General features: G+C 59.7%; 33 protein-coding genes. 27 read left to right on the top strand and 6 right to left on the bottom strand.

The features are described from left to right. The first annotated feature begins 10 nt into the window (after positions 1-10). The 21 genes from rplN to ESZ00_RS16115 all read left to right on the top strand — a co-directional run bounded on the left by rplN (position 11) and on the right by ESZ00_RS16115 (position 14,563). Positions 11-382 carry a 50S ribosomal protein L14 gene (rplN, locus tag ESZ00_RS16215; RefSeq protein WP_129209342.1) on the top strand — a complete coding sequence of 124 codons (372 nt, stop codon included), beginning with the start codon at positions 11-13 and terminating at the stop codon, positions 380-382. Between the two features lie 38 nt (positions 383-420). After that, complete coding sequence (gene rplX / locus ESZ00_RS16210; RefSeq protein WP_373283935.1) at positions 421-759, top strand: 50S ribosomal protein L24; 339 nt, start codon at positions 421-423, stop codon at positions 757-759. Positions 760-1,006: 247 nt separating this feature from the next. Continuing rightward, a complete protein-coding gene (gene rplE / locus ESZ00_RS16205; protein WP_129209340.1) occupies positions 1,007-1,555 on the top strand; it encodes a 50S ribosomal protein L5 in 549 nt (182 codons plus the stop codon). 27 nt (positions 1,556-1,582) lie between these two features. Further along, entirely contained in the window at positions 1,583-1,768 is a 186-nt protein-coding gene (locus tag ESZ00_RS16200; protein WP_129209339.1) for a type Z 30S ribosomal protein S14, read from the top strand. Between the two features lie 180 nt (positions 1,769-1,948). Then, the gene (rpsH, locus tag ESZ00_RS16195) at positions 1,949-2,347 is read left to right on the top strand and encodes a 30S ribosomal protein S8 (RefSeq protein WP_129209338.1); all 399 of its coding nucleotides are present in this window, start codon (positions 1,949-1,951) and stop codon (positions 2,345-2,347) included. Between the two features lie 200 nt (positions 2,348-2,547). Continuing rightward, complete coding sequence (gene rplF, locus ESZ00_RS16190) at positions 2,548-3,087, top strand: 50S ribosomal protein L6 (protein WP_129209337.1); 540 nt, start codon at positions 2,548-2,550, stop codon at positions 3,085-3,087. 118 nt (positions 3,088-3,205) lie between these two features. After that, positions 3,206-3,562 (top strand): 50S ribosomal protein L18, encoded by a 357-nt coding sequence (gene rplR, locus ESZ00_RS16185; protein WP_129209336.1) that lies wholly within the window; start codon positions 3,206-3,208, stop codon positions 3,560-3,562. Between the two features lie 31 nt (positions 3,563-3,593). Then, on the top strand, positions 3,594-4,103 hold the full coding sequence (gene rpsE, locus ESZ00_RS16180) for a 30S ribosomal protein S5 (RefSeq protein WP_129209335.1): 510 nt from the start codon (positions 3,594-3,596) through the stop codon (positions 4,101-4,103). A 2-nt stretch (positions 4,104-4,105) separates the two neighbouring features. Further along, positions 4,106-4,288, top strand: coding sequence for a 50S ribosomal protein L30 (gene rpmD, locus ESZ00_RS16175; protein ID WP_129209334.1), 183 nt, complete (start codon positions 4,106-4,108; stop codon positions 4,286-4,288). Positions 4,289-4,425: 137 nt separating this feature from the next. Then, entirely contained in the window at positions 4,426-4,869 is a 444-nt protein-coding gene (gene rplO, locus ESZ00_RS16170; RefSeq protein WP_129209333.1) for a 50S ribosomal protein L15, read from the top strand. 113 nt (positions 4,870-4,982) lie between these two features. Beyond that, entirely contained in the window at positions 4,983-6,374 is a 1,392-nt protein-coding gene (gene secY, locus ESZ00_RS16165) for a preprotein translocase subunit SecY (RefSeq protein ID WP_129209332.1), read from the top strand. Then, a complete protein-coding gene (locus ESZ00_RS16160) occupies positions 6,375-7,094 on the top strand; it encodes an adenylate kinase (protein ID WP_129209331.1) in 720 nt (239 codons plus the stop codon). It abuts the gene before it with no gap. A gap of 5 nt (positions 7,095-7,099) precedes the next feature. Further along, entirely contained in the window at positions 7,100-7,852 is a 753-nt protein-coding gene (gene map, locus ESZ00_RS16155) for a type I methionyl aminopeptidase (RefSeq protein ID WP_129209330.1), read from the top strand. Positions 7,853-7,901: 49 nt separating this feature from the next. Beyond that, positions 7,902-8,120, top strand: a complete 219-nt coding sequence (gene infA, locus ESZ00_RS16150; RefSeq protein ID WP_050059816.1) for a translation initiation factor IF-1 — start codon at positions 7,902-7,904, stop codon at positions 8,118-8,120. Positions 8,121-8,277: 157 nt separating this feature from the next. After that, on the top strand, positions 8,278-8,391 hold the full coding sequence (gene rpmJ, locus ESZ00_RS16145; protein ID WP_013581269.1) for a 50S ribosomal protein L36: 114 nt from the start codon (positions 8,278-8,280) through the stop codon (positions 8,389-8,391). Between the two features lie 229 nt (positions 8,392-8,620). After that, entirely contained in the window at positions 8,621-9,001 is a 381-nt protein-coding gene (gene rpsM / locus ESZ00_RS16140; protein WP_129209329.1) for a 30S ribosomal protein S13, read from the top strand. 4 nt (positions 9,002-9,005) lie between these two features. After that, entirely contained in the window at positions 9,006-9,419 is a 414-nt protein-coding gene (gene rpsK, locus ESZ00_RS16135) for a 30S ribosomal protein S11 (protein ID WP_129209328.1), read from the top strand. Positions 9,420-9,751: 332 nt separating this feature from the next. Next, positions 9,752-10,381, top strand: a complete 630-nt coding sequence (gene rpsD, locus ESZ00_RS16130) for a 30S ribosomal protein S4 (protein ID WP_129209327.1) — start codon at positions 9,752-9,754, stop codon at positions 10,379-10,381. 176 nt (positions 10,382-10,557) lie between these two features. Then, the gene (locus tag ESZ00_RS16125; protein WP_129209326.1) at positions 10,558-11,655 is read left to right on the top strand and encodes a DNA-directed RNA polymerase subunit alpha; all 1,098 of its coding nucleotides are present in this window, start codon (positions 10,558-10,560) and stop codon (positions 11,653-11,655) included. Between the two features lie 176 nt (positions 11,656-11,831). Then, positions 11,832-12,305, top strand: a complete 474-nt coding sequence (rplQ, locus tag ESZ00_RS16120) for a 50S ribosomal protein L17 (RefSeq protein ID WP_129209325.1) — start codon at positions 11,832-11,834, stop codon at positions 12,303-12,305. A gap of 200 nt (positions 12,306-12,505) precedes the next feature. Then, positions 12,506-14,563: a beta-N-acetylhexosaminidase gene (locus ESZ00_RS16115; protein ID WP_229741309.1), complete on the top strand. Its 2,058-nt coding sequence runs from the start codon at positions 12,506-12,508 to the stop codon at positions 14,561-14,563. A 58-nt stretch (positions 14,564-14,621) separates the two neighbouring features. Here ESZ00_RS16115 and ESZ00_RS16110 read toward each other — a convergent pair whose 3' ends face one another. From ESZ00_RS16110 to ESZ00_RS16100, 3 genes are all read right to left on the bottom strand, one after another. Beyond that, the gene (locus tag ESZ00_RS16110; protein ID WP_129209323.1) at positions 14,622-15,101 is read right to left on the bottom strand and encodes a GlcG/HbpS family heme-binding protein; all 480 of its coding nucleotides are present in this window, start codon (positions 15,099-15,101) and stop codon (positions 14,622-14,624) included. A 52-nt stretch (positions 15,102-15,153) separates the two neighbouring features. After that, entirely contained in the window at positions 15,154-16,149 is a 996-nt protein-coding gene (locus ESZ00_RS16105; RefSeq protein WP_129209322.1) for a pectinesterase family protein, read from the bottom strand. Between the two features lie 148 nt (positions 16,150-16,297). Continuing rightward, positions 16,298-16,831 carry a GNAT family N-acetyltransferase gene (locus tag ESZ00_RS16100; RefSeq protein ID WP_129209321.1) on the bottom strand — a complete coding sequence of 178 codons (534 nt, stop codon included), beginning with the start codon at positions 16,829-16,831 and terminating at the stop codon, positions 16,298-16,300. Between the two features lie 185 nt (positions 16,832-17,016). On the opposite strand from ESZ00_RS16100, the gene ESZ00_RS16095 reads away from it, so the two are divergent. The 3 genes from ESZ00_RS16095 to ESZ00_RS16090 all read left to right on the top strand — a co-directional run bounded on the left by ESZ00_RS16095 (position 17,017) and on the right by ESZ00_RS16090 (position 18,785). Further along, a complete protein-coding gene (locus tag ESZ00_RS16095) occupies positions 17,017-17,751 on the top strand; it encodes a Type 1 glutamine amidotransferase-like domain-containing protein (protein ID WP_129209320.1) in 735 nt (244 codons plus the stop codon). Positions 17,752-17,881: 130 nt separating this feature from the next. Beyond that, the gene (locus tag ESZ00_RS20510) at positions 17,882-18,058 is read left to right on the top strand and encodes a hypothetical protein (RefSeq protein WP_373283936.1); all 177 of its coding nucleotides are present in this window, start codon (positions 17,882-17,884) and stop codon (positions 18,056-18,058) included. 358 nt (positions 18,059-18,416) lie between these two features. Next, positions 18,417-18,785, top strand: coding sequence for a DoxX family membrane protein (locus tag ESZ00_RS16090; RefSeq protein ID WP_129209319.1), 369 nt, complete (start codon positions 18,417-18,419; stop codon positions 18,783-18,785). A gap of 207 nt (positions 18,786-18,992) precedes the next feature. Here ESZ00_RS16090 and ESZ00_RS16085 read toward each other — a convergent pair whose 3' ends face one another. Continuing rightward, positions 18,993-20,270, bottom strand: coding sequence for an alanyl-tRNA editing protein (locus ESZ00_RS16085; RefSeq protein WP_229741311.1), 1,278 nt, complete (start codon positions 20,268-20,270; stop codon positions 18,993-18,995). A 405-nt stretch (positions 20,271-20,675) separates the two neighbouring features. Here ESZ00_RS16085 and ESZ00_RS16080 point away from each other — a divergent pair, with 405 nt between their 5' ends. Both ESZ00_RS16080 and ESZ00_RS16075 read left to right on the top strand, forming a co-directional pair. Beyond that, positions 20,676-21,284, top strand: coding sequence for a DUF4252 domain-containing protein (locus ESZ00_RS16080; protein ID WP_164981554.1), 609 nt, complete (start codon positions 20,676-20,678; stop codon positions 21,282-21,284). 149 nt (positions 21,285-21,433) lie between these two features. Next, positions 21,434-21,811, top strand: coding sequence for a YciI family protein (locus ESZ00_RS16075; RefSeq protein ID WP_129209316.1), 378 nt, complete (start codon positions 21,434-21,436; stop codon positions 21,809-21,811). A gap of 201 nt (positions 21,812-22,012) precedes the next feature. Here ESZ00_RS16075 and rho read toward each other — a convergent pair whose 3' ends face one another. Both rho and ESZ00_RS16065 read right to left on the bottom strand, forming a co-directional pair. Continuing rightward, positions 22,013-23,263, bottom strand: coding sequence for a transcription termination factor Rho (gene rho, locus ESZ00_RS16070; RefSeq protein ID WP_129209315.1), 1,251 nt, complete (start codon positions 23,261-23,263; stop codon positions 22,013-22,015). Positions 23,264-23,462: 199 nt separating this feature from the next. Further along, on the bottom strand, positions 23,463-23,678 hold the full coding sequence (locus ESZ00_RS16065; protein ID WP_129209314.1) for a DNA-directed RNA polymerase subunit omega: 216 nt from the start codon (positions 23,676-23,678) through the stop codon (positions 23,463-23,465). A gap of 653 nt (positions 23,679-24,331) precedes the next feature. On the opposite strand from ESZ00_RS16065, the gene ESZ00_RS16060 reads away from it, so the two are divergent. Further along, the gene (locus ESZ00_RS16060; protein ID WP_129209313.1) at positions 24,332-24,739 is read left to right on the top strand and encodes a GntR family transcriptional regulator; all 408 of its coding nucleotides are present in this window, start codon (positions 24,332-24,334) and stop codon (positions 24,737-24,739) included.

Below are 24,739 nucleotides of genomic sequence, written 5' to 3'. Positions count from 1 at the left end.
AGAGTTTGCTATGGCAGTGCAGATGAGAACCATGCTCGAGGTTGCCGATAACTCGGGCGCACGCAAGCTGCAGATGATTCTGCCCCTGGGTGGCGGCGCCGGCAAGAAGGCGGGCCTGGGTGATGTGGTGACGGCTGCCGTCAAGGAAGCCTCGCCCGATGGTCAGGTGAAGAAGGGCAAGGTGGTGAAGGCCGTGATCGTGCGTACGCGCAAGGAGTCTCGCCGTCGCGACGGAACCTACATCCGCTTTGATTCGAATGCCGCGGTGCTGATCAACGAAGCGGGCGAGCCGGTAGGCACGCGCGTCTTCGGGCCGGTTGCCCGCGAGCTGCGCGAGAAGAAGTTTCTGAAGATTGTGTCGCTCGCTCCGGAAGTCCTGTAAGCCAGGGCCGGACGAGAGAGAGACAGAGGATAAGAATTATGAGTCTGGGTATTCAGCGCAACGATCAGGTTGTCGTGATTGCCGGTAAGGACCGGGACCTTAAGAAGCAGCGCCGCGTACTGAGCGTCGATGCCGAAAAGGGCCGCGTGCTGGTCGAGCACGTACACGTGATCAAGAAGAACGTCCGCCCGAACCCGCAGCGGAACATCAAGGGCGGCATCGCCGAGCAGGAAGCACCGGTCCACATCTCGAATGTGCAGCTGGTGTGCCCGAACTGCGGACCGACCCGGGTGGGCCACAAGCTCGAGGGCGACAAGAAGGTTCGCGTCTGCAAGAAGTGCGGCAACGAGATCGCGACCAAAGGCAAGAAGAAGTAAATTCGCAGTTTCAGGGCATGCGCGACTTCGGGGATGCAAATCCCCGATTTTCGCGCTATGATGCTAGATGCAGGTCAATCAGGGTGAATTGCGTCTGAACAGTCCGGAAACGGGCTTCCCGGAAACGGGATCTGGTTCAGAGACCCCACCCGAATGAACACCCTCCGCAACGGTATACGGCTGCGTGAAGTCCGGAAACGGGCGCGCGCGGCTACTCCGAAGTCCGGAGAGAAAGAGCATAGAGACAATGGCAGCAAGACTGAAAGAGAAGTATTTCAAGGAAATCAAGCCGGCCCTTCAGAAGGAGCTGGGTCTTGAGAACGTGATGGCGATTCCGAAGCTCGAGAAGATCGTCATCAACATGGGTCTGGGCGAAGCGACACAGAATTCGAAGATGCTCGATCCGCTGGTTGCGGACCTGGCCTCGATCGCCGGCCAGAAGCCGGTGACCACCCGCGCGAAGAAGTCCATTGCGGCCTTCAAGCTGCGCGAAGGGATGTCGATCGGCGCGATGGTGACCCTGCGCGGCGATGCAATGTATGAGTTCCTCGATCGCCTGATCTCGGTGGCCCTGCCCCGTGTGCGCGACTTCCGTGGCGTTTCGACCAAGAGCTTCGATGGCCGCGGCAACTATACGCTCGGTGTCCGCGATCAGCTCATCTTCGCCGAAATCGACTACTCGAAGGTGGAGAAGCTGAAGGGCATGAACATCACGTTCGTGACCACGGCCCAGGACGACAACTCGGCGCGCGCTCTGCTCAAGCAGTTCGGCATGCCCTTCCGCCAGACGGCGTAACGTTTCAGACTTAAGGATTCGAGAGATATGGCAACCACTGCAAAGAGAGTCAAGGACGCCCGCAAGCCGAAGTTCAAGTGCCGGCAGCATAACCGCTGCAAGCTGTGCGGTCGCCCGCGCGCATTCCTGCGCAAGTTCGGCATCTGCCGTTTGTGCTTCCGTCAGCTCGCGCACCGCGGCGAGATCCCCGGCGTCGTCAAGTCGAGCTGGTAAAAGGTTCGCCGGGGCTGGCCGTTCAGGCGGGTGCCAATCGAGAGCACAGGTCCCGGAACACGAAAACATCACGCGCGATGAGCGCAGAACAAGTTTGGCCGCGCAGCAGATGCGGGCCGTTAGCATCTCCGCTGGTTCTCAGCTGCATAGGCTGAGCGAACGGGGGATGAAGGAGAAACGATGAGTTTGACCGATCCTGTAGCAGACTTTCTGACCCGCATCCGGAACTCGATCCGCGCGCGGCACCAGAAGCTGGATGTTCCGGCCTCCAAGCTGAAGACCGAGATTGCCCGCATCCTCAAGGAAGAGGGTTATATCGCCAACTACAAGGCTTCCGAAGAGAACGGCCGCAACGTTCTGCGTGTGTATCTGAAGTACAGCGCGAACAATGAAGCCGCGATCCGCGACCTGTCCCGCGTTTCCCGTCCTGGCTGCCGTGTGTATGTCGGCCGCGACGAGATCAAGCGTGTTCAGGGTGGCCTGGGCATCAGCATTCTCACCACGCCCCGCGGCGTGATGACCGGTCGTCAGGCGCGCAAGGAAGGCGTCGGCGGTGAGATCCTCTGCGAAGTCTGGTAAGGACTGGCCGTCCAGGCACATGCGCCTTCGGCGCGTTCTTCGCCTGATGACGGTCTTCCCCGGGCCGATGGCCCGGATGAGTAAGGCGAGCAGGGAAGTAGTAAGCAGGTTTGTCGTAGAGGAGCGGAAGAGCAATCTTCCGCTCGGGCTGCAGTGGAACGGTGGAAGCCGGGACTCGCAAGCCGCATAAGGAATAAGTAATGTCGCGTATTGGTAAGCAGCCGATTCCGCTCCCCGCAGGCGTGAAATATTCGGTGACCGGCACCCATATCGTGGTGGAAGGCCCCAAGGGCAAGATCGAGCAGGTCATTCCTGCCGGTATCAAGCTCGAAACCAAGGACGGCCACATCGTTGCCAGCCGTGAGAACGAGAAGCAGGCTGCCATCCATGGTCTGACCCGCGCACTGGTCTTCAATGCCGTTGAGGGCGTGACCAAGGGCTGGTCGAAGGATCTGGACATCGTTGGTATCGGTTATCGCGCTGAGCTCAAGGGCAAGGACATGGTTGTCTTCACCCTGGGCTATTCGCACCCGATCGAGTTCCCGCTGCCTACCGGCATCACGGCGACCATCGATCCCAAGCAGACCAAGGTGACGATCTCGGGCATCGACCGGCAGAAGGTTGGCCAGGTAGCCGCCGACATGCGCTCGCTGCGCAAGCCGGATCCGTACAAGAACAAGGGTGTGCGTTACTCCGACGAGAAGCTGAAGAAGAAGGTCGGCAAGACGGGCGCCAAGTAAAGCAGGGTATAGGGGATAGGGAATAGGGTGTAGCAAGACAACCACACCCTATCCCCTACCCCCTTTACAGAACCGAACGGGGCCGCAGGGCAGCTCCGCTATTAGGAAGGAAGAGACGATGATTCCTCAGAGGAAGAGAAATGAGATCCGGAAGCGCGTACACACCCGCATCCGGCGCAAGATTGAAGGCACGGCAGAGCGTCCGCGCCTGAACGTGTACCGTTCGCTGAACCACATCTACGTGCAGGTCATCGACGATCTGGCCGGTGCGACGCTGGTTTCGGCCTCGACTGTGGCCGACAAGGTGAAGACGGGCGGCAACGTGGCGGCAGCGAAGGAAGTCGGCAAGCTGGTGGCCGAACGCGCGCAGGAGAAGGGCATCAAGAAGGTGGTCTTCGATCGTGGCGGTTACCTCTATCACGGCCGCATCAAGGCTCTGGCGGATGCAGCCCGCGAAGCGGGACTGGAATTCTAAGGCGACCGGAAAGATCGAAGGAAGGAATCCAATGGCAACACTGAAGAAGAAGATTGATGCCGGCTCGCTGAACCTGAAGGACCAGGTCGTGGCGATCAACCGCGTGACCAAGGTGGTCAAGGGCGGTAAGAATATGTCGTTTGCCGCGCTGGTCGTGGTGGGCGACCCCTCCGCCGGAGTGGTGGGCTATGGTTCGGGCAAGGCCAAGGAAGTGCCGCAGGCGATCCGCAAGGGCATCGAGTCGGCCAAGAAGAACCTGGTCCGCGTGAACCTGACCGAGACGACGATTCCTCACCAGGTGCTGGGCCGCTTCGGCTCGGGCCAGGTGCTGCTGAAGCCGGCTCCGGAAGGTACGGGCGTGATCGCCGGCGGCGCAGTCCGCGCGGTGATGACCTCGGCTGGCGTGCAGAACGTGCTCACCAAGAGCCTCGGCACCGCCAACCCGCATAACGTGATCAAGGCGACGTTCGACGCACTCGTGCAGCTGCGTGACCGCGCCGAAGTGGCTGCCGCTCGCGGCAAGTCGGTTGAGGAGCTCTAGTCATGGCAGAGACCAAGATCAAGATCCAGTACTTCCGGTCGATGATCCAGGCGCCGGTGAAGCACAAGAAGGTCGTCAAGGGCCTGGGCTTTACCCGTCTGAACCAGATCGTCGAGCGCGAGGACACGCCGTCTATCCGCGGCATGGTCAAGGCGATTCCGCACCTCGTGCGCATCGTCGAGTAGTAGACAGTTTTCAGTCCCCAGTCCCCAGAGGGTTGATTGGAGACTGAGGACTAAGAACTAAAAACTAAGAACTAAGAACTAAGAACTAAAAAAGCGAGTCGGCCGGTGAGATTCCGGCCGGCGTTAGCGAGGAAATCATGAATCTTTCTAATCTTCGGGCGCCCAAGAAGGCGAACCGCAATAAGAAGCGCGTTGGCCGCGGTATGGGTTCGGGCCACGGCAAAACTTCGGCTCGTGGACACAAGGGACAGGGATCGCGTTCAGGCTCCAGCCTGATGCGTGGTTTTGAGGGCGGCCAGATGCCGCTGCACCGCCGTCTGCCGAAGCGCGGCTTCACGAACATCTTCCGCACCGAGTACACGGTTCTCAACCTCGACCGCCTGGTCAGCCTGAACGAGGCCGAGCTGACGCTCGAAGCCTTCCAGTCCAAGGGCTACCTGAAGCGCCGCGGCGAACTGCTCAAGATCCTCGGCAACGGCGAGCTGAATGTGGCTCTCACCGTGCATGCGCACAAGTTCTCGAAGTCGGCGCAGGAGAAGATCGAGAAGGCCGGCGGCAAGATCGTGGTTGTCGGCGCCTAAGTCTTCTGCGAGTGATTCGCTTTTGGCCTCGCTGTGCTTCCCGATTCTCCGGAGGGTGCAGCGAGGCAGTATGATGTGTAAAACCCCTACGAATCCTCCCGCGAGTTTTCTTCATGCTTGAGAAGTTCCTGAATATCTTCCGCATCCCTGATCTGCGCAAGCGTGTGCTGTTTACCATGGCCATGCTGGCGGTCTATCGTCTGGGCGCGCACATTCCTACGCCTGGCGTCAACACGGCAGCACTCGAGAACTTCTTCAATCAGCAGGCGGGCTCCTCGCTCGCGCTGGTGGATATGTTCAGCGGCGGCAATCTGCGCAAGCTGACGATTTTTGCCCTGGGCATCATGCCCTATATCACCGCGTCGATCATCTTCCAGCTGCTCACTGTCGTCTATGAGCCGCTGGCCAAGCTGCAGAAGGAAGGCGAGCTGGGCCGCCGGAAGATCACGCAGTGGACCCGCTATCTCACCGTGCTCCTGGGTATCGTGCAGTCGGCGGCCATCGCCATTACGCTGCGCACGGCCAGCGACAACATGGTGCTGAATCCGGGCTTCGGCTTTATCGTGATGACCGTCATCACGCTGACCACGGGTACTGCCTTCATCATGTGGCTGGGTGAGCAGATCACCGACCGCGGTGTCGGCAACGGCATGAGCCTGCTGATCTTCGCCGGTATCGTGACCGGTCTGCCGCGCGCCATTGCCGAGCTGGTCGATGTGGCCAAGACGCAGAAGTTCGGCGCCTTCACGGTGCCGGCGCTGATCCTGCTGGTTGCAGGCATGATCGCGGTTGTGGCCTTTATCGTCTTCGTCGAGCGCAGCGAGCGCCGTATCCCGGTGCAGTATGCCAAGCGCATTGTCGGACGCCGCCTGATGGGCGGCCAGTCGACGCACCTGCCTCTCAAGGTGAACTCCGGCGGCGTGATGCCGGTCATCTTTGCCGCTTCCGTGCTCTCGGCCCCGATGCTCTTCGCCAATGCGGCTTTCATCAAGAATTCAGCTCCGCTGGCACGTATTTTCGACGCGCTGAAGCCGGGTGAACCCTGGTATGAGCTGATTCAGATGGCGATGATCGTCTTCTTCGCCTACTTCTATATTTCCATCGTGTTCCGTCCGGACGATATTGCGGACAACATGCGCAAGTACGGCGGCTTCATTCCCGGTATCCGTCCGGGCAAGCGGACCTCGGACTTCATCAACGACATCCTGACCCGGATTACGCTGGTGGGCGCGCTGTACCTGATCATTATCACGATCATTCCGCAGTTCCTGATCACCGGTATTCACCTGAACCACCTGCCGCTGGTGGGCGGGCTCTTCGAGCACCTGCCGCTGTGGATCACCAACGGCTTCGGCTTCAACTTCTACTTCGGCGGTACCTCGCTGCTGATCGTGGTGGGTGTGGCCATGGACACGGTGAACCAGGTGGAATCGCAGCTCATCATGCGTCACTATGAAGGCTTCTCGCCGCGCAGCGGACGCGTCCGCGGAAGGCGGTCCTGGTAAGTGACGGAAGCAGCGGCACAGACGGGGACACTCCTCGAGACTCCGGCCGGGTTTCAGCCCGGCCCGATTCTCCTCCTCGGGGCCCCGGGCGTAGGGAAGGGCACGCAGGCCAAGGAGCTGGTAGCAGCGTGGGGCATTCCGCAGATCTCGACTGGAGATATCCTGCGGGCGAATGTCAGCCAGGGAACGGAACTGGGCAAAGTCGCGAAGGCGGTGCTGGATCGCGGCGAGTTGGTCTCGGATGACCTGGTGAACGAGATGGTCGCGGCCCGGCTGCTCGAGCCGGATACGGCAAAAGGCTATATTCTCGACGGTTTCCCCCGGACACTTGGCCAGGCAGACTGGCTCGATGCGCATCTCTCGGCCGGGGCGGGCGCGCTGCCTGTCATTGCTGTGAGCATCCAGGTGGGCTATAATCAGTTGTTACGCCGTATTACGGGTCGGCGTATGTGTCCTGTCTGCAAGACGATTTATAACGTCTATCTGCACCCGCCTAAGGTCGAAGGCATCTGCGACAACGAAGGCGCCGAGCTGACCAGGCGTTCCGACGACACAGAAGAGGTTTTCGAGGAGCGGATGCGCGCCTATAACGCGCTTACGGCTCCGGTGGTGGAGCATTATCGCGCGCTGGGACGGTTTGCCGAAGTGGATGGCGAGCTGGCTGTGAGCGACGTGACCTCCGCCGTAGTAAGCGCCGTCGTGCGCATGAGGGTGAAGTAAGGCGCATGGCGATCATCATCAAGACGCCGCAGGAGATTGAAAAGATGCGGCGCAGCGGACAGGCCGTCCGTGCAGTGCTGGAACATCTGCGGCCGTTTGTGGTGGCAGGTGCGACGACGCGGGATCTCGAAGATGCGGCAGCGGCGAAGATCAAGGAGATCGGAGCCAGGCCGGCATTCCAGGGATACCGTGGTTATCCGTGCGTTCTTTGCACCTCGGTGAATGAAGAGGTGGTGCACGGGATTCCGTCGGAGAAGAGGGTTCTGCGCGACGGAGATGTGGTTTCGATCGACACGGGCGTGATCATCGATGGTTTTTACGGTGATTCGGCGATGTCTGTGGCGGTCGGCAGCAAGGTCGATCCGAAGACCCAGAAGCTGCTGGATGTGACCGAGGCTTCGCTGCTGGCAGGGATCGAAATGGTCCGGCCGGGCGCAACGCTGGGGGATGTGGGAGCAGCGGTTCAGGACGTCGTGGAAGCTGCCGGGTTCAGTGTCGTTCGGGACTTTGTAGGGCATGGGATCGGGACGCGCCTGCACGAGGATCCGCAGGTGCCCAACTATGGCACTCGCGGAAAAGGGCAGAAGCTGCGCGAGGGCATCGTGATCTGCATCGAGCCCATGGTCAACGCGGGAAAGCCGGAGGTGCAGGTGCTGCGCGACGGCTGGACGGCGGTGACGCAGGACGGAAGTTTGAGCGCGCATTTCGAGCACACGGTAGCCGTGACCGCCGATGGCGCGATGATTTTGACGCAGTAGCAGGCGCGGGCGGCACGGGCGAAAATCCAGCCGCAGAAACGGAATCGGATTGTCGAAGGAAGACGCGATTGAAGTGATGGCAGTGGTCCTTGAGACGCTGCCGAATGCAATGTTCAAGGTTGAGCTCGAGAACAAGCACCAGGTGCTGGCGCATGTCTCGGGCCGTATGCGGAAGAACTTCATCCGCATTCTCCCCGGTGACCGGGTGGCGATCGAGTTGAGCCCGTACGATCTGACGCGCGGGCGCATTGTGTACCGGTACAAATAGCTTTTAGCTGTTAGCTCCTAGCTTTTAGCTTTGGGCTTGCCGGGAAACAGGGTTGTACTGTTCTACTGAGGTTTTTCTTGCTGTTCGTTGAGTGACGTTTTAAGTCGCTCACACAAAACAAGCTAATAGCTAAGAGCTAGAAGCTAGGAGCTGATTTATGAAGGTTCGTGCATCGGTCAAGAAGATTTGCGACAAGTGCAAGGTCATTCACCGCCGCGGTGTGGTGCGTGTGATCTGCGAGAACGCAAAGCACAAGCAGCGCCAGGGGTAGTTAGGGTTTAGGGTGTAGGGGATAGGGTGTAGAACACCTTTCTCAAACCTCTAAAGGCTGGAGCTGTCGAAGGAATCTGGCTTCGGATCATTCCAGGAGCAGGGGCTAGTTAGCCGTAGAAAGGCTTGCGATGAACCCCGATTCCGACACTGCCGTCACTTAGCAATGGGTGATGGCCTAACCGCTTCCCGCGGTGAAGCTGCAGGGAAGCAACTTTAAGGACAAAAGCATGGCACGTGTAGCTGGCGTCGATCTGCCCCGCAACAAGCAGGCGCGGATTGGCCTTACATACATCTTCGGGATCGGGACCCCGCGTGCGCTCAAGACTCTGGAACTCGCGAACGTCGATCCGTTCAAGAAGATCCAGGACCTGAGTGAGGACGAGGTTAACCGTATCCGTCAGGTCATCGAGCAGGGTGGCAGCGTGGAAGGCGACCTCCGCAAGGAAGTCACCATGCACATCAAGCGTCTCATCGACATTCAGTCTTACCGCGGTATCCGTCACCGCCGTGGCCTGCCTACGCGCGGCCAGCGGACGCACACGAATGCGCGCACCCGTAAGGGACCGCGCAAGGGTACAGTAGCGGGCAAGAAGAAAGCGACGAAGTAGACCGATGGCTAAGGCACAGGGCGCCGGAAAGGCTGCCAAGAACAAGAAGTTTAAGAAGCGGGAACGGAAAAATGTCCCGTACGGTCTGGTCTACATCCAGGCATCGTTCAACAACACCATCGTGACCATCACCGATGCGCAGGGCAACACGATCTCCTGGAAGAGCTCGGGTTCGCTCGGCTTCCGTGGATCGCGTAAGGGCACCCCATTCGCAGCCCAGCAGGCGGCGATGAACGCAGCCAACCAGGCTCGCGATCATGGTCTCCGCTCGGTGGACGTTCGCGTCAGCGGCCCCGGTTCGGGCCGTGAGTCGGCTGTCCGTGCTCTGGCTGCGGCCGGCATCGATGTCCGCTCGATCCGCGACACGACGCCGATTCCGCACAACGGCTGCCGTCCTCCAAAGCGCCGCCGTGTGTAACTCAGCTTCTATAGCTATGAGCTCCTAGCTTCTAGCTAAAGGCTCAGGAACAGACGGTATCGCCACGGGGCGGAAATCCGGTGGAAAATTAGGGTAGAATAAGTGGGATGGAGTGGCTTCGGCTGACTCCATCCTGCTGCGTTCGGTGGAGTATTCTCGCCGAGCAGTTGTAAAAGCAGCGAGTAGTGGAAAGCCACTAGCTAAAGGCTAGGAGCTAACAGCTAAAAGCTGCTTTCGGACTGGGATGAAAACGCATGCCAGCGTGTAAACCAGTCGGCCTCAGAAATGATTGATGTTCGTCCACAAGGCCGGGCGAACCATGGGAGAAACAAGTGGCACGTTATACAGGAGCAGTCTGCCGCCTTTGCCGTCGCGAAGGCACGAAGCTTTTTCTGAAGGGCGCAAAGTGCTTTGGGGAGAAGTGCCCCATCGAGAAGCGCAACTTTGCCCCCGGCCAGCACGGCCGCGATCGCAAGGCGAAGATTGTGGGCTACGGCCTGCAGCTGCGTGAGAAGCAGAAGGCGAAGCGTATTTACTTTGCACTCGAAGGTCAGTTCCGTGAGTACTACGAGAAGGCATCGAAGGCACCGGGCGTTACCGGCGAGATCCTGCTGCAGCAGCTGGAGCGTCGTCTGGACAACGTGGCGTTCCGCCTCGGTTTTGCCAGCTCGCGCCGCCAGGCCCGCCAGATCGTGCGTCACGGTCACGTCGAGGTCAACGGCCGCAAGGTGAATATTCCTTCGTACCAGGTGAACGTGGGCGACGAGATCAAGATCCGTCCGAACTCGGCGAAGCTGACGGTGGTGGAGAGCTCGCGTGAGTTCGCCAGCCATCAGCCGGCTCCGGCATGGCTCACGGTCGATGGTGCAGCTCTTTCGGGCAAGGTCATCGCCCTGCCGAAGCGCGAGGACGTCAACCTGCCGGTCAACGAGCAGCTGATCGTCGAACTGTACAGCAAGTAATCAGCCACCAGTTGTCAGTTGTCAGTCGATTTTCTGGGGACTGACAACTGGCAACCCGGCAAAGTTTGTAAGAGCAGTAGAAGTTCAGGGTAGTTCAACTCAACCTAACGGGAGATCCAGGCACAGCCGTTGCAGAATGCTTCGCGGCGCTCGCTGTGCAGGAAAAGGATATCGATATGCTTTGGAGAGGATTCCAAAAACCCAAGCGGCTTGCAGTGGATGCGGAGACGCTCACTGACAAGTATGGCAAGTTCAGCGCTCAGCCCTTCGAGCGCGGCTTTGGTACCACCATCGGCAATGCGCTGCGTCGTACGCTGCTTTCGTCCATCGAAGGCGCTGCGGTTACGGCCGTCAAGATCGAAGGCGTTCTGCACGAGTTCCAGTCGATCACTGGAGTCGTGGAAGACGCGACCGACATCATCCTCAACCTGAAGCAGATTCCCTTCAAGTTGAACGGCGATGGTCCGAAGGCGCTATATCTGCGCGCGGAGCAGCCGGGTGTGGTGACCTCGGGCATGATCGAAGCCGATGGCGACGTGGAGATTCTCGACAAGGATGTCTATATCGCGACGGTCAGCGAAGGCGGCAAGCTCGATATGGAGATGCGCCTGAAGCGTGGCCGTGGCTATATCTCGGCGGACAAGAACTTCGACTCCGATCTTGGTATTGGTTTCATCCCGGTCGACTCGGTGCACTCACCGGTGCGCAAGGTCAACTACACGGTCGATGCGGCGCGTCTCGGTCAGATCACCGACTATGACAAGCTGACGCTCGAGGTGTGGACCAACGGTACGGTTCTGCCGGCCGATGCGGTGGGTCTGGCGGCCAAGCTGCTGAAGGACCACATGAGCATCTTCATCAACTTCGAGGAAGAGATCGAAGCGGAGAGCCATGCCGAAGAAGGCCGCATGCAGCTGCGCAACGAGAACCTGAACCGCTCGGTCGAAGAGCTGGAGCTCAGCGTCCGCAGCTACAACTGCCTGAAGAACGCAAACATTCAGTCGATCGGCGAGCTGGTTCAGAAGACCGAAGCCGAGATGCTGAAGACCAAGAACTTCGGCCGCAAGTCGCTGAACGAGATCAAGGAAATCCTGGCGCAGATGGGCCTTTCGCTGGGCATGAAGATCGACGAGCATGGCAACGCCGTGCCCGGACCGACCTCCGTGCTGCCTTCGGCCACGCTGGCGGCCAGCAGCTTCAACCGCTTCGACGATGACGAAGAGGATGATCTGAACGACGACATCGCCCTGCAGGGAGAGACTGAGGGTTTTTAGTACGAGGGCTTAGAGCTCAGGGCGCAGGGCTCAGTAACCCCGCGCCCCAGGCTTAAAAGTCCAAGCAGGTTTTGGAATACATAATTTAACTGGCGGATTGAGCCCAGATGCGCGGGACGGAAGTGATTTCTGAGCCCTGAGCCCTGAGCTCTGAGCCCTAATAAGAGAGAAACGCCATGCGTCATCGCAATGCAGGATTCAAACTTGGACGGAATACGAGCCATCGCCGTGCGCTGCTGCGCAACCTGGTGACCTCGATTGTGCTGGAGGACCGCGTACACACCACGGTCGCGAAGGCGAAGGCGGTGCGTCCGCACGTAGAGAAGCTGATCACCCTCGGCAAGAAGGGCGACGTTCATTCGCGCCGTCAGGCGCTGGCCTTCCTGCAGACGCGTGAGGCTGTGACCCGGCTGTTCGATACCGTGGCTCCGCGCTACGGCGACCGCAACGGCGGCTATTCGCGCATCGTGCGCACCGGCTTTCAGCAGGGCGACGGCGCCGAGAAGGCGTTCATCGAGCTGTTGGGTGCTGAGGCGGTTCTGGACGAGAAGCGCCAGAAGCGCGCCGAAGTCCGCGAGAAGAAGCGCGAAGAGCTGCAGAAACAGCTTGCCGAACAGCAGCAGGCCGAAGGCGGCGAAGAGCAGGCCTAAGCCGCACACACACAGGTTTTCCTGGAGCAGAGGCGCACCCTTCGGGGTGCGTTTCTGTTTTCGGAGACAAAGTGCGTGCTTGGCCGCAGTGGCCGTCCTTCAGCATTTACAAATAAAACAGCACGTTTATTTCTTTCGGGCTGGTGTCGATGCAAAGCTGTCGCTCTCTTCGGTTTCTTCTGCTTGGTCTTTCTCTCGGCGTGAGTGCCGTTTCTCCTCTCTTCGCACAGAGCGATGCGCCGCGTGTTCTACCCGCTCCGCGTGAGTTGCATGCCTCGGGCACAGAGCCGATTCCTGCGGCTGAAATCTTGGTTCCGGGTGCGGATGCGGAGGATCAATTTGCCGCTTCGCAGCTTCGCGAATCTCTCGCATCACACGGTATCGCAGAACACGGCAACGATGCTGTGCCCATCACGCTGCTGCGTGCGGACTCAGCCGATGCGAAGAAGATCCTTTCGGATAACAGGTTAAGTTTCGACGCCGCGATGCAGGCCGAAGGCTATGTACTCATCACTGATAAGCATGGCATCGCCGTGATTGGAGAGGCAGGCGCGGGCGTCTTCTACGGCGTGCAGACGCTGAAGCAGATGATCGAAGGCCGCGGTGCCGATGCCAAAGTGTGGCTGGGCACGGTGCGCGACTGGCCGGCTATGAAATATCGCGGCATCGACGACGATCTCTCTCGCGGACCGGTTCCGACACTGGCTTTCCAGAAGCATCAGCTCGAGATCTTCGCGGCCTTCAAGGGGAATGTCTACTCGCCCTACTTCGAGAACACGGTGCAGTATCCGGGCAATCCGTTGCCAGCGCTGCCCGGTGGTGCCATGTCTCCCTCCGATGTGAAGGAATTGGTTGCGTATGCGCAGAAACTTCACATCACCATCATTCCCGAGCAGGAGGCCTTCGGGCACCTGCACCATGTGCTGGAGTACGACAAGTACGCCGACGTGGCGGAAACGCCGAACGGCAACGTGCTGGCTCCAGGGCAGCCAGGCACGCTGCCGCTCATCAAGAGCTGGTTCACGCAGCTGGCCGCGGAGTTCCCCGGACCGTTTCTGCATGTGGGCGCGGATGAGACCTTCGACCTTGGCACCGGGCGCACCAAGGCCGATGTGGACAAGCGCGGACTCGGCACGGTCTATGCGGACTTCCTCGCGCAGATCCACGAGGAGCTTGCGCCGCTCGATCGGAAACTGTTGTTCTGGGGCGATGTGGCGTGGAGCGATGAGGCCGCGGTGCAGCGCATTCCGAAGGACATGATCGCGGTGCCGTGGGTCTACTGGCATGAGGACAGCTACGACAAGAACATCGTGCCCTTTAAGAATGCAGGCATCGAGACGTGGGTTGCGACCGGCGACGCGAACTGGAGCATGCAGTATCCGCTGGGTGAGAACGCGATGGACAACATCGCGGGCTTTACCGAGAGCGGCCAGCGCCTGGGCTCGACCGGCGAATTGCTGACGGTATGGAACGACGACGGCGAGGGGCTCTTCAACCAGGACTGGTTCGGTGTGCTCTTCGGCGCAGTGGCCGCATGGCAGCCGCAGACGGTGGCGACCGCTCCGGCTGAGAAGGCAGCCTATCAGAACGCATTCGGTCTGCAGTTCTACGGCGATCCTTCGGGACGCATCGATGAGGCGGAGAAGGAGCTGATCGCGGCGCAGAAGGATGTGGATACGAGCGACAAGGCCTTCTGGCTCGATCCGTGGACGGTGGAAGGGCAGGATGAGCTCGAGAAGCTACGGCCAAAGCTGGTGAGCTCGCGGCAGCATGTGGAGCGCGCTGTCGAGCTGATCGAAGAAGTGGAACAGTCGGAACCGGAGATCGCCGAGAAGGACGCGTTGAAGGCGATGGAGCTGGGCGCGCGGCGCATCGATTTCGCGCTCGAGAAGTTCGAACTTGCCGACGAGATGAGTGCGGCTTATCGCGAGGCCTATGCGATGCGTGCAGATAAGAAGCATGCGACGGAAGTACGCGAGCTGCTGTCTTCGATCGGCGGCATGAACGGGCGCTGCGACGATATCCGTGACGGTTACACGCTGCTGAAGTCGCTTTACAGCGATGCGTGGCTGGCGGAGAACCGTCCTTTCTGGCTGGGCAATGTCCAGGTGCGGTATGACATTGCGGCGCAGCTCTGGCACAAGCGCTCGATGGCCATGCAGGCCATCAAGGATGAGTGGGAGCACACCGGGCAGATGCCTGCGCCGGGCGCGCTCGGCGTGCCGCTCGTCGAAGGCCGCACTACAGACATGCAGTAGTCGCTCTGCTCTCGTTCTCAGGCGGCGCATCCCGCGGGATGCGCCGCTTCTTTTTTCGCTACTTGCTGTCGAGTACAGATGCTGCAGCCTGTGAAATGCGCACGTCATTGTCCTTGTTGACGCCGGCAACGCCTATTGCACCGATGACCTCGCCGTGATCGAGAATAGGGAAGCCTCCGCGCAGGGTCATGAAGCCGGAGGTGACGAAGGCGGTGCGGCCGTTGTCGACATTGTCCTCGGTCTCACCGCTGGGGCGGCGAAGGAGCGCAGAGGTGCGCGCTTTGCCGATGGCGAGCTCGGGGCTGCCGGGACGGACGTCATCCATGCGTACAAAGGCGACCAGGATGCCAGAGGCGTCGACGACGGCAATGGCGCTGGGGGCGTGGAGCTGTTGCGCCTGGGTTTCCGCTGCGATGAGGACCCGGCGCGCGCCGGCTTCACTGATGACACGCTGTGCCACGCTGGCAGGCTGGCTGTTGTCCTGTGCCTGCACAGCGGTGACAGCAGCGAGAAGCAGAATCGGTACGAGAGACTTCATGGGGCAAGACTATAGCCCCAAGATGATGGCTTCCTGAAGGCGAAAATCAGGGCTACGGCATCTTTGCGGCGACAGCTTCGGGATTCCAATGATCGTCGCCGGCGAGGAAGTTCTTCGGTTCGTAAGCCTGGGCCTCGGCAGCGGTGAGCTTGTGCATCCAGGAGACGCGACCGGTGGTGTCGGCGCCGGGGCCGGTGTTTTCATACTCGGCGTAGTCGATGTTCTTCGTATCCTTGCCCCAGTTATTCCATCCCCTGGGGTCGAAGCCTGCAGCGATCTCGCTGTGCATGATGACGACGCGCGCATAAGAGCGCCATGCGCGGCCGAGCAGGAGCGAGCGGCCCTCGGGAATGGCGTCGTGCGTGAGCTTCGAGTTCACGATGACGTAGCCGGTGGGCTGGGTTGCGTTGGTGCGCCCCTGCGCGGTGAGGTAGCCGGGCGCGGTGGCGTGAATCTCGGAGTGATCGAAGACGGCTGGCGCGTTGCCGAAGAGGAAGTCGACAGCGCCGCTGATGTAGGTGTCCGTATAGTACTGGCGGCCGTATTGGGCGAAGACCGTGTCCTGGTAGCCGAGCAGGCGGCAGCGCTTGAAGATCGTGCGGTCCGCGGTGACGCTGACAGCGAGAGCCTGACCGGTGGCGCCGGCAGCATTTTCAACGGTGAGGTTATCAGCCTGGAAGTCGTCGGCGAGGATCTCCATGGTCTCGCTGAAGAAGGTACTCTGCGCGGTTTTGACGTTCTGCGCCGCAGTGATGACGACATCGGAGGGGTCTTTGCCTATGCCGACAAGTGTGGTGCGCGGGCGATCGTGCGAGACGTAAATGCGCTCGGCATAGGTGCCGGGAGCGATTTCGATATAGAGCCGCGCGCCGGGCGGAACATCAGGAGCATGGTCGAGCGCGTTCATGATGGTGGGGAAGTGATAGGCGTCGTCGGGTGAGAGCTTGTACTGCTTCGAGACCTGGACGTGAATGTCCTGTGCGAGAGCGGCGAAGGGCGCGAGCGAGAAGCAGAGCATAGCGAACGAAGCGAGCAGATAGGAGCGCATGGGAGCAGGAAAATCCTCGCTCCCAATGTACATGGCTGAGCGCGGTTCTTTCCTGCGGCTCCGATAGGGAGATTCGTACTGGAAGACCTGCTGGAGCGGGACGGCGAAGACCCCGGCAATGCGAAAGGCGGTTTCGAGCGAAGCGCGCTTATCGCGACTGATTTTCTATGCGCCATGCTTCCGCGTGGATTGCCCACATGCATACCTCTATTTCCTTGGGCCCCCAGAGAATATCGTGTGTATAGTTGAATCCCACGCGCTCAAGCAGCTTCCGGGAGTTTTCATGTTCCTTTCCGTGTCCCGCGACAATCCGTGGAAGACGGAGCGTGTCGAACCCATACGCGAGCACTGCACGCAAAGCCTCTTCGCCCAGCCGCAGTCCCCATGCCGATCGCATGAGATTGACGCCTGCCTCAACCGTGCTGGCATCCATTGACCACGGCCTCAGACCGGCGCATCCTGCAAATTCGCCCGTCTCGCGCATGAAAATCGGCCAGTACTGCATACCGAGACGGGCCTCACGGTCACATTCGGTGTGCAGGCGGTTATGGGCTTGTTCTCGGGTCATCGCGCCACCAAAGTAGTAAGTCACTTCCGGATCGCACCATAAGGCCTCGGCAAGCGTGGTGTCCTGGTCCGTCCAGCTTCGAAATGTCAAACGTGCAGAGGGTTGTGGAGGCATGCAGAAGACTCCGGTGTTTTGAAGATGATATCGATTTTCTCGAAGTGGTCATGGGAAGCCGGCTTGTCGTCGGTCATCGGGCCATGACGAGAAGCGCGTTTCTGCCATGAATATGATTCATAGCGCAGAAGCGTCGCGGCTGAAGATAGACTCACAACGCACGTTCCTACGGAAGGATATGCACGATGAAGCTTCTTCTCACTTCCTCCGGCATCAACAACGCGAGTATTCATAACGCTGTGGTCGATCTTCTGGGCAAGCCGATCGCCGAATCGAATGCTCTCATCGTTCCCACCGGCATTTATCCCTTTTCCGTCGGCGCTGCCATGGCCTATAAGGCTGTCTGCGGAAGAGCCCCGACTCCCTTATGTGAACTTGGCTGGAAGTCGCTGGGCTTGCTCGAGCTCACAGCGCTGCCCAGCATCGATAAAACGGCATGGGTGCCAGCCATCGAGGAGACGGACGCCCTGCTGGTCTGGGGCGGCGATCCGCTCTTCCTGAGCTATTGGATGAACCAGTCGGGGCTGCCAAATCTCTTATCGTCGTTAGAGCGACCCATGGTTTATGTCGGCGTAAGCGCCGGCAGCATGGTGACAGCGCCTATCTTCGGCGAGACCTACCATAAGCCCTATAAGGGCACTGGCAGCCCGCTCACGCTGGAAGATATGACGTTCGCCGGGCCCGCAGGAGAAGTCACCATGAACTTCATCACGGCCAGGGGAGCGGGATTGACCAGCTTCGCATTGATCCCGCACGCAAACCACAAGGATCGCCCCGATGCCTCTTTCGCGAATGCGGAAAGATGGGCAGCAAAGTTACCCGTGCCGGTATACGCAATCGATGATCAGACCGCCATCCAAGTGATCGACGAGTCTATCGAGGTGATCTCGGAAGGAGAATGGAAGAAAGTCACGAGGTGATCGGTGCTCATAGTCGAGTTATGGGAAGCCAACATTGTTGGTGAGAATGGGCGTTTGTCGGGACTAATCGGAAACAGGCATAATGGTCCATGTTTGACCGCTTGGTTCTATTAGAGTCTTATTCAAGAGCATGTACTTGGAGGAAGCGTTGAGAACCGATCCGGTCGAAGCTCTGGGTATCGATGAAAGCGGGTCGCTTTGGGTTAAGCCAACGACAGCAACTTTCCCCCAAATTTACCGCGAGGGAACAGGTGTTCAGTGGGATTCCGCACGCCTATGTCTGTATAGCCCAAAGCCGAGCGAATGATCGTATCTGGATTGGTTTATCCAGATCAAAGACAGCGCTCGCGAACAAGGCGTAAATCTTCAGATCGAGCACACGACCTCATGGACGGGAGTTAGTGCGGAGTTACAGGCCGCCATCATCAACGGCTCTTAAATCGCGATATAGCTCGGGCACCTATACAAGAGATAGTGCATAGCCTCTCTGAAATATTCGTATTAGGCATTGGATGCCCTCACTGGTTGGTGACGATAAGTCGGCATATCGGAAACTAATGCGTCCATATCAATGAGCACATTGGCGATTTGCGTCAGTCGGGAATCGTGGCAGGCGAGGAGGGCGTTTCCAAGTATGCTAAACGCATATCGTGAGAGGTGTGGCCATGGCGTTGCGGACAAACAGTAAGGTGCGTGCTGTCATCACCTGGGTTCTTAGGTGCGTCATCGGTTTGATCTTTCTCCTGGTTGGTGTCGAGAAGCTTACGGGAACGATGGGCACCATTCCATTCTTCGACGCGATCGGTTGGGGACAGTGGCTACGTTACGTTTCGGGAGCTGTAGACACGGCTGGGGCGCTCCTGGTTTTCTTCCCGCGTTTCACCTCGCTGGGGGCCTTCATGATTACCTGCAGCGTGGGTCTTGGAACTTACCTTTGCTATGCGAAGGCTGTCTTTAACCCTGCTTTTCCTCTAGTGATGACGCTTCTGGCTGCAACGCTGATTTGGCTTGGTTGGACATCAAGAACGGCCTGAGGAAGATTTGTAGGTACCAATGACACAGGCACTTTGAAGCCTCGATCCCGATAAGTCGGCTTTTCTTTACCCATCCTCATCAACGGCTGGATGATATGCCGAGTGAATCCGTTTATGGGCAGGGCAGGCGTGGTCACGCAAAAAAACCGCCGGAAGAGGCAGCTCCTCTTCCGGCGGTTTTTCATGCTTCCTGCGTAGGGCGGAGCTTTAGGTGTTCGCGGTCTCGGAGCGGAGAAATTCGCGGAGCTGGTGCGTGAGCTGAGCGAAGAAGTTCGGCACTTCGAGCTCGTCGAGCTGTCCCTGGGCGAGATCGGGTGAGCCGCCGCCGCGGGAGCCGAAGACGGCCAGAGCGCGCGTGAGCGTTTCTCCGCAGTGGAGATCGAGATCGGCCGTACGGGCGAGCACGATCGAGGCCGGCGAGCTCTCCGATGAAGCGAGCAAAGCCAGGGTGTGAGGCACTGAGGCAACCACACGGGAAGCGAGCAGGCGGATATAGTCGCGGTCACGGTCGGGGAAGATGCGGCAGATGACGCGCAGATTATGCTGCGGGAGTTCTTCCACGAGAAGGCGTGAGGCGTGGTAGGTGGCCACTTCCTCGCGCAGGCGCATGCGCTCGCGGGCGCCGATTTTGCTTTCGGCGAGAAGTTTTTCAACGGCGGCAGGAATGCCCGCGGTGCCGGTGGAGAGGATGCCGGCTGCACGGTGCAGGAGTTCGTGGTCGGAGCGGGCCGCGGCGATGGCGCGGTCACCTGCGACGAAGGTGATGCGGCAGCCGCGGCTGTTCTTCTCGACGCCGCGCAGCAACAGGGCTCCGATCTGGCCGGTGGAGCGGACATGGGTGCCACCGCAGGCGTTCAGGTCATAGTCGGCGATTTCAATCAGGCGGATGTCGCCTTCGCGCTCGGGCAGCTTGCTCAATTTTCCCTGCGCCAGCAGCGATTCGGCCTCGGCGCGAGGCGCGGTGCGGATGGAGACGGCGCGGTCTTCGGCGATGAGCTGGTTGGCCAGGCGCTCGATGCGCTCGATGGTGTGGTGCGCGGGCGGCGGAACGGCGAGGTCGATCGTGGACTCCGTTTCGCCGAGATGGAAGCCGACGGTCGGGGCCTTGATCTCATGCGCGAAGACGGCAGAAAGAAGATGCTGGCCGGAGTGCTGCTGGATGTGATCGAGACGGCGCTCCCAGTCGATCTCCGCTTCGATGGCGGTTCCTGCGAGCAGGGGTTTGCGGGTATAGTGCCAGACCTGACCGGATGCGTCCTCTTCGACGGACTCCACGGTGGCTTCGAGCACGGCGCCGCTGCGCGAGGTGGCGCGGAACAGGCCGGTGTCAAACGGCTGGCCGCCGCTGGTGGGATAAAACGCGGTGCGGTCGAGAGCGATCTGCCAGAGTGAGACGCCGTCGGCGCGGGAGTCTTCGCGGATATCGGTGACGTGCGCGGTGAAGCGGGAGAGGAAGGAGTCCTGGTAATACAGGCGATCGGTCATGACTTGCTCCATGCTGCTCGCGGAGCGCGAGCCTCTGGCTAGAGGGTGTTACGGACTTTCCGGCGGTCGTCGCTGGGAGCCAATTTTTCTGAGGTCGAGGAGCGAGTTGCGACGGATATCGGGTTATATCCGAGCAGCGAGCGACGAAGAGATCGGGAAAATTGGCCCCAGCCCTCCGGGTTGCGGTGCAAATTGGCCCATACTTCGTTGTCGTCCTTGCCTTGGAATGGCCAATGTCTTCGTCCTCCGTCTCGTCTGGGCCGATTTGCGCCAGCAACGACGGCCACCTGAAAGTTCATAACACCCTCTAGTGTAATCAAGCAGGGCGCAGAATGGGATAGAGCGGAAGAGGCCAACTTTTTCGGCAAAGGTGCGTTTGCAATGGTAAGGACGTCTATGTTTCGTATGCGTTGGACACAAACATGCTTTCCGTTGGTGATGCTGGCCATGCTCGTATCGCCCGTGGCGCGGTCCCAGACGGCTCCGCCGCAGTCAGCTCCGCCGCCTCCGCCTCCGAGCGCGCAGGTTTATCCGGACGACAGCTGGATTCCGCGTGGCATGGAAGCGCTAGGGCAGCATGCCAGCTTCCATACCGATTTCACCTTCGACAAATCGATGCTGGCGATGGCGGGCAACTTCGTTGGAGACGACGATACGCAACGGGTGATCGCCAAGCTGCGTGGCATCTCGGTACACAGCTTCAAGTATCCGGCTCCCGGAATGTATGATCCGGCGATTCTCGACTCGGTGCGGCAGCAGTATCACGATCGCGGCTGGAAGCACCTGGTGACGACGCATGCACACCCGGCGGCGGCACATCCGGGGACCACGGATGTGTGGGTGCGCTTCGCCAATGGCAATGTGGAAGGCATTGTTCTGCTCGTGGCCAATGAGACCAACGTCAACCTGGTCGCGGTCAACGGTACGCTCAGCCCGCTCGATCTGCTGCATCTGCGCGGCCACTTCGGCATCCCGCGTTTTTCGGGGGACGGGTTTCAGGATGCGGATCGGTAGGGACGGCGAGTGATAAAGCGGCCAGCAGTCAGGCATAAAACGGTCAGGGGAAAGATCTGGCTGGCCGTCTTTGTGCCTGACCGCTAACCGCTCCCTCCCCTGTATTCTGGCTCTGTGCCGCGTGCCATCTCCCGCGGCTGGAGACAGGAATGCCAGAGAACGAAGCGCGGCGCAGAGAGATTCCGCGCAACCTGAAGGGATATTTCCTTTGCCTGCTGCGCAAAGGACCGCAGTGGAACGAGACGGGGGATTCGCCCGCGCTGATGCTGGAACACCTGGCCTGGCTGCGCCAGCAGATGGAGTCGCGCCGCTATGTGGTTGCGGGCCCGGTGGTTGGGCCGGCAGTGGTACCGGTGCATGCGGCGGCTGAGGATGATCTGGTGGGGATTACCATTCTCACTGCGGAGACGCCGGAAGAGGCGCAGGCGCTGGTCGACGGCGATCCGGGCGTGAAGGCCGGACGGCTGCGCATGGAAGTGCGGCCGGTGTTTCTGCCTTCTCTGGATGCGGTGCGGGTGGAGTACTGATTCGGTTGGTGACCTGCTTGCAGCAAATCCGTCGGGCGAACAACCGCAGGTTTCCACTGCGCTTCCCCACCCCATCGTGCCAAAAGCGGGCACGCCGGGGCCCCCGGTTCGCTCCGGTCGGGATGACATTTTTTCTTTGGGTAGAAGTAAGAAGAGCGTCCCTTGCGGGACGCTCTTTCTGTTTGCGGCTATCGCTGGAAGCTACAGCGAACTCATGTTCAGCAGGAACTCCGCGTTGTTGCGGGTTTTGCCGAGTTTGTCGACCAGCAGTTCCATGGCTTCGGTGGGCGAGAGCGGGTTGAGCACCTTGCGGAGGACCCAGATGCGCGAGAGGTCTTCCTTGGGGATGAGCAGCTCTTCCTTACGAGTGCCGGAGCGCTGGATGTCGATGGCCGGGAAGACACGCTTGTCGACCAGCTTGCGGTCGAGAATGACTTCCATGTTGCCGGTGCCCTTGAACTCTTCGAAGATGACCTCGTCCATGCGCGAGCCGGTATCGACCAGCGCGGTGGCGATGATGGTCAGCGAGCCGCCTTCCTCGATGTTGCGGGCCGCGCCGAAGAAGCGCTTCGGGCGCTGCAGCGCGTTCGAGTCGACACCGCCCGAGAGCACCTTGCCCGACGGGGGGACGATGGTGTTGTAGGCGCGGGCGAGACGGGTGATCGAATCGAGCAGGATGACGACGTCACGCTTGTGCTCGACCAGGCGCTTGGCCTTTTCGATGACCATTTCGGCCACCTGGACGTGGCGTGCGGCCGGTTCGTCGAAAGTCGAGCTGATGACCTCGCCCTTCACCGAGCGCTGCATGTCGGTAACTTCTTCCGGACGCTCGTCGATGAGCAGGACGATGAGCACGACTTCGGGGTGGTTCGAGGTGATGGAGTTCGCAATCGACTGCAGCAGCACGGTTTTACCGGTGCGCGGCGGGGCGACGATCAGCCCGCGCTGGCCCTTGCCGATGGGGGTGAGCAGATCCATGACGCGGCCGCTGATGTTGTCGCGGACGGTCTCCATCTTGATCCGCTCCTGCGGATAGAGAGGCGTCAGGTTGTCGAACAGGATCTTGTTGCGGGTCTCTTCCGGCGACTCGAAGTTGATGGCCTCGATCTTGACCAAGGCGAAGTACTTCTCACCTTCGTGGGGCGGGCGGACGTTGCCGCTGATGGTGTCGCCGGTCTTGAGGTCGAACTTGCGGATCTGGGAGGGAGAGACGTAGATGTCGTCGGGACCGGGCAGATAGTTGTAGTCCGGGGAGCGGAGGAAGCCGTAGCCGTCAGGCAGGATTTCGAGGACGCCTTCGGCGAAGATGTGGCCTTCTTTTTCGCTCTGCGCCTGGAGAATCTTGAAGATGAGGTCCTGCTTGCGGAGGCCGCTGGCGCCGGGGATCTCCAGAGTGCGAGCGATTTTGCTCAGCTCTGTGATGTTTTTTTCTTTGAGTTCGGAGATGGTCATTGTCACCTGCGGTGGGAATGAGATGAGGCGGGAAGTGTATTGCCAGGAAGGAACTTACAGGTTCTTGCGGGGCAGGACAGGGAAAAGTTAGGACTGAGAGGCTTGAAAACCCAGGAATGGCGCTACGGATGATTTCTGGGAGTTTGTTTGTGCGGGGGGCCGGAATAGAGGAAGAAAGGGGGAAGAGCAGGCCGCGCGCTTAGGCTGCGCGGCGCTGCTCGATGGAACCGGAGGGTGAAATGGAACCGGGAGCCGCAGGGCTCGCTTCGCGGAAACGGACCAGTACATCGTTGGTCGTGTCCTGGAGGCGGGTGTTCGGCTTGTGCAGCTTGCGCGTAGCCTTCGAGGCGAGCTGACAGAGCTGGTACCGGTTCTTGACGTGGGCAAGAGCCCCAAAAATGAGATCAGAACGCATGGTGAATCTTCTCCTTCTTGACCGTGTCACACAACCTGTAAGGGGGTTCTGCTGAGACGGCGCCCGGTTGGCGTTACCGGAGCCTTAATCGGTCTTTCTTGCTCATACCTTTAGACGCGGCAGAGCGGTCTCTTGGTCAACATTTTTTGCATCACGTGATCCACGCAGATTGCCTGTTGACCTTACGGCGTTCCGCGCAAACCTGAAACTATCTTTCGTACTACGAGCCTTCACCGATATCCCGCCGGACAGGGCTTGCTGCTGGCCGGAAGAAATCGAAATGGGACATCAGGATGGATCAACAGCCTGAACTGCCTGGAAGACTATGGTCTAAACCAGTTGTGCACCGGGTCGATCTTATCGTGGGCAAAAGATTTGTTTATGTGCACCCATGAAGTTAAACCCGTCCCGGCACCGGGTCAACAGTTTTTTCCAGATTCTGGCTCATTTTCATACGGGAATTGGAAGGTTTCCATTCCGGGCTAAACCGAAGTCATGCGCTGGGTTGCATGAAATGGCATGGGCGAGCAGCCGTTTCCCGGGAGGATGGCTATGAAAAGCTGTAGCGGCAAAGCTCTCCATGAAAAGGATACCGAAAGAAAAATGAGAAAAGAGATTGACAGTGTATTAATTGTACTATTGTATTAGTACATATGATTGTCAGGGTTCATCCAGCGTCCGGCGTTCCTATCTACCTGCAGATCGAGCAGCAGGTGAAGCAGGCGATCGCCGCCGGAGTTTTGAAGCATGACGATGCGCTGCCACCGGTGCGAAGACTGGCGTCCGAGGTGCGAGTCAATCCGAACACCGTGGCCCGGGCTTATCAGAACCTGGAGCGGGATGGCGTGATCCGGACCGTGCAGGGCGGCGGTTGCTATGTGAATGGGCAGGCTCCGGGGCTGCTCGAAAGCGAGAAGGCGCGCCGCCTGCGTCCGCTGGCCGCGCAGCTGGCGGTCGAGGCGATGCAGCTGCGCTTCAACCAGGAGGCGACGGTGGAGTTGGTGGAGGCGGCTTTTGCGGAGCTCGAGGCCGCGAATCGCCAGAGACAGGAGGGGGAATAA

Source organism: Silvibacterium dinghuense (genome assembly GCF_004123295.1).
Classification (GTDB): domain Bacteria; phylum Acidobacteriota; class Terriglobia; order Terriglobales; family Acidobacteriaceae; genus Silvibacterium; species Silvibacterium dinghuense.
This window is presented reverse-complemented; position numbering and strand designations above follow the sequence as displayed.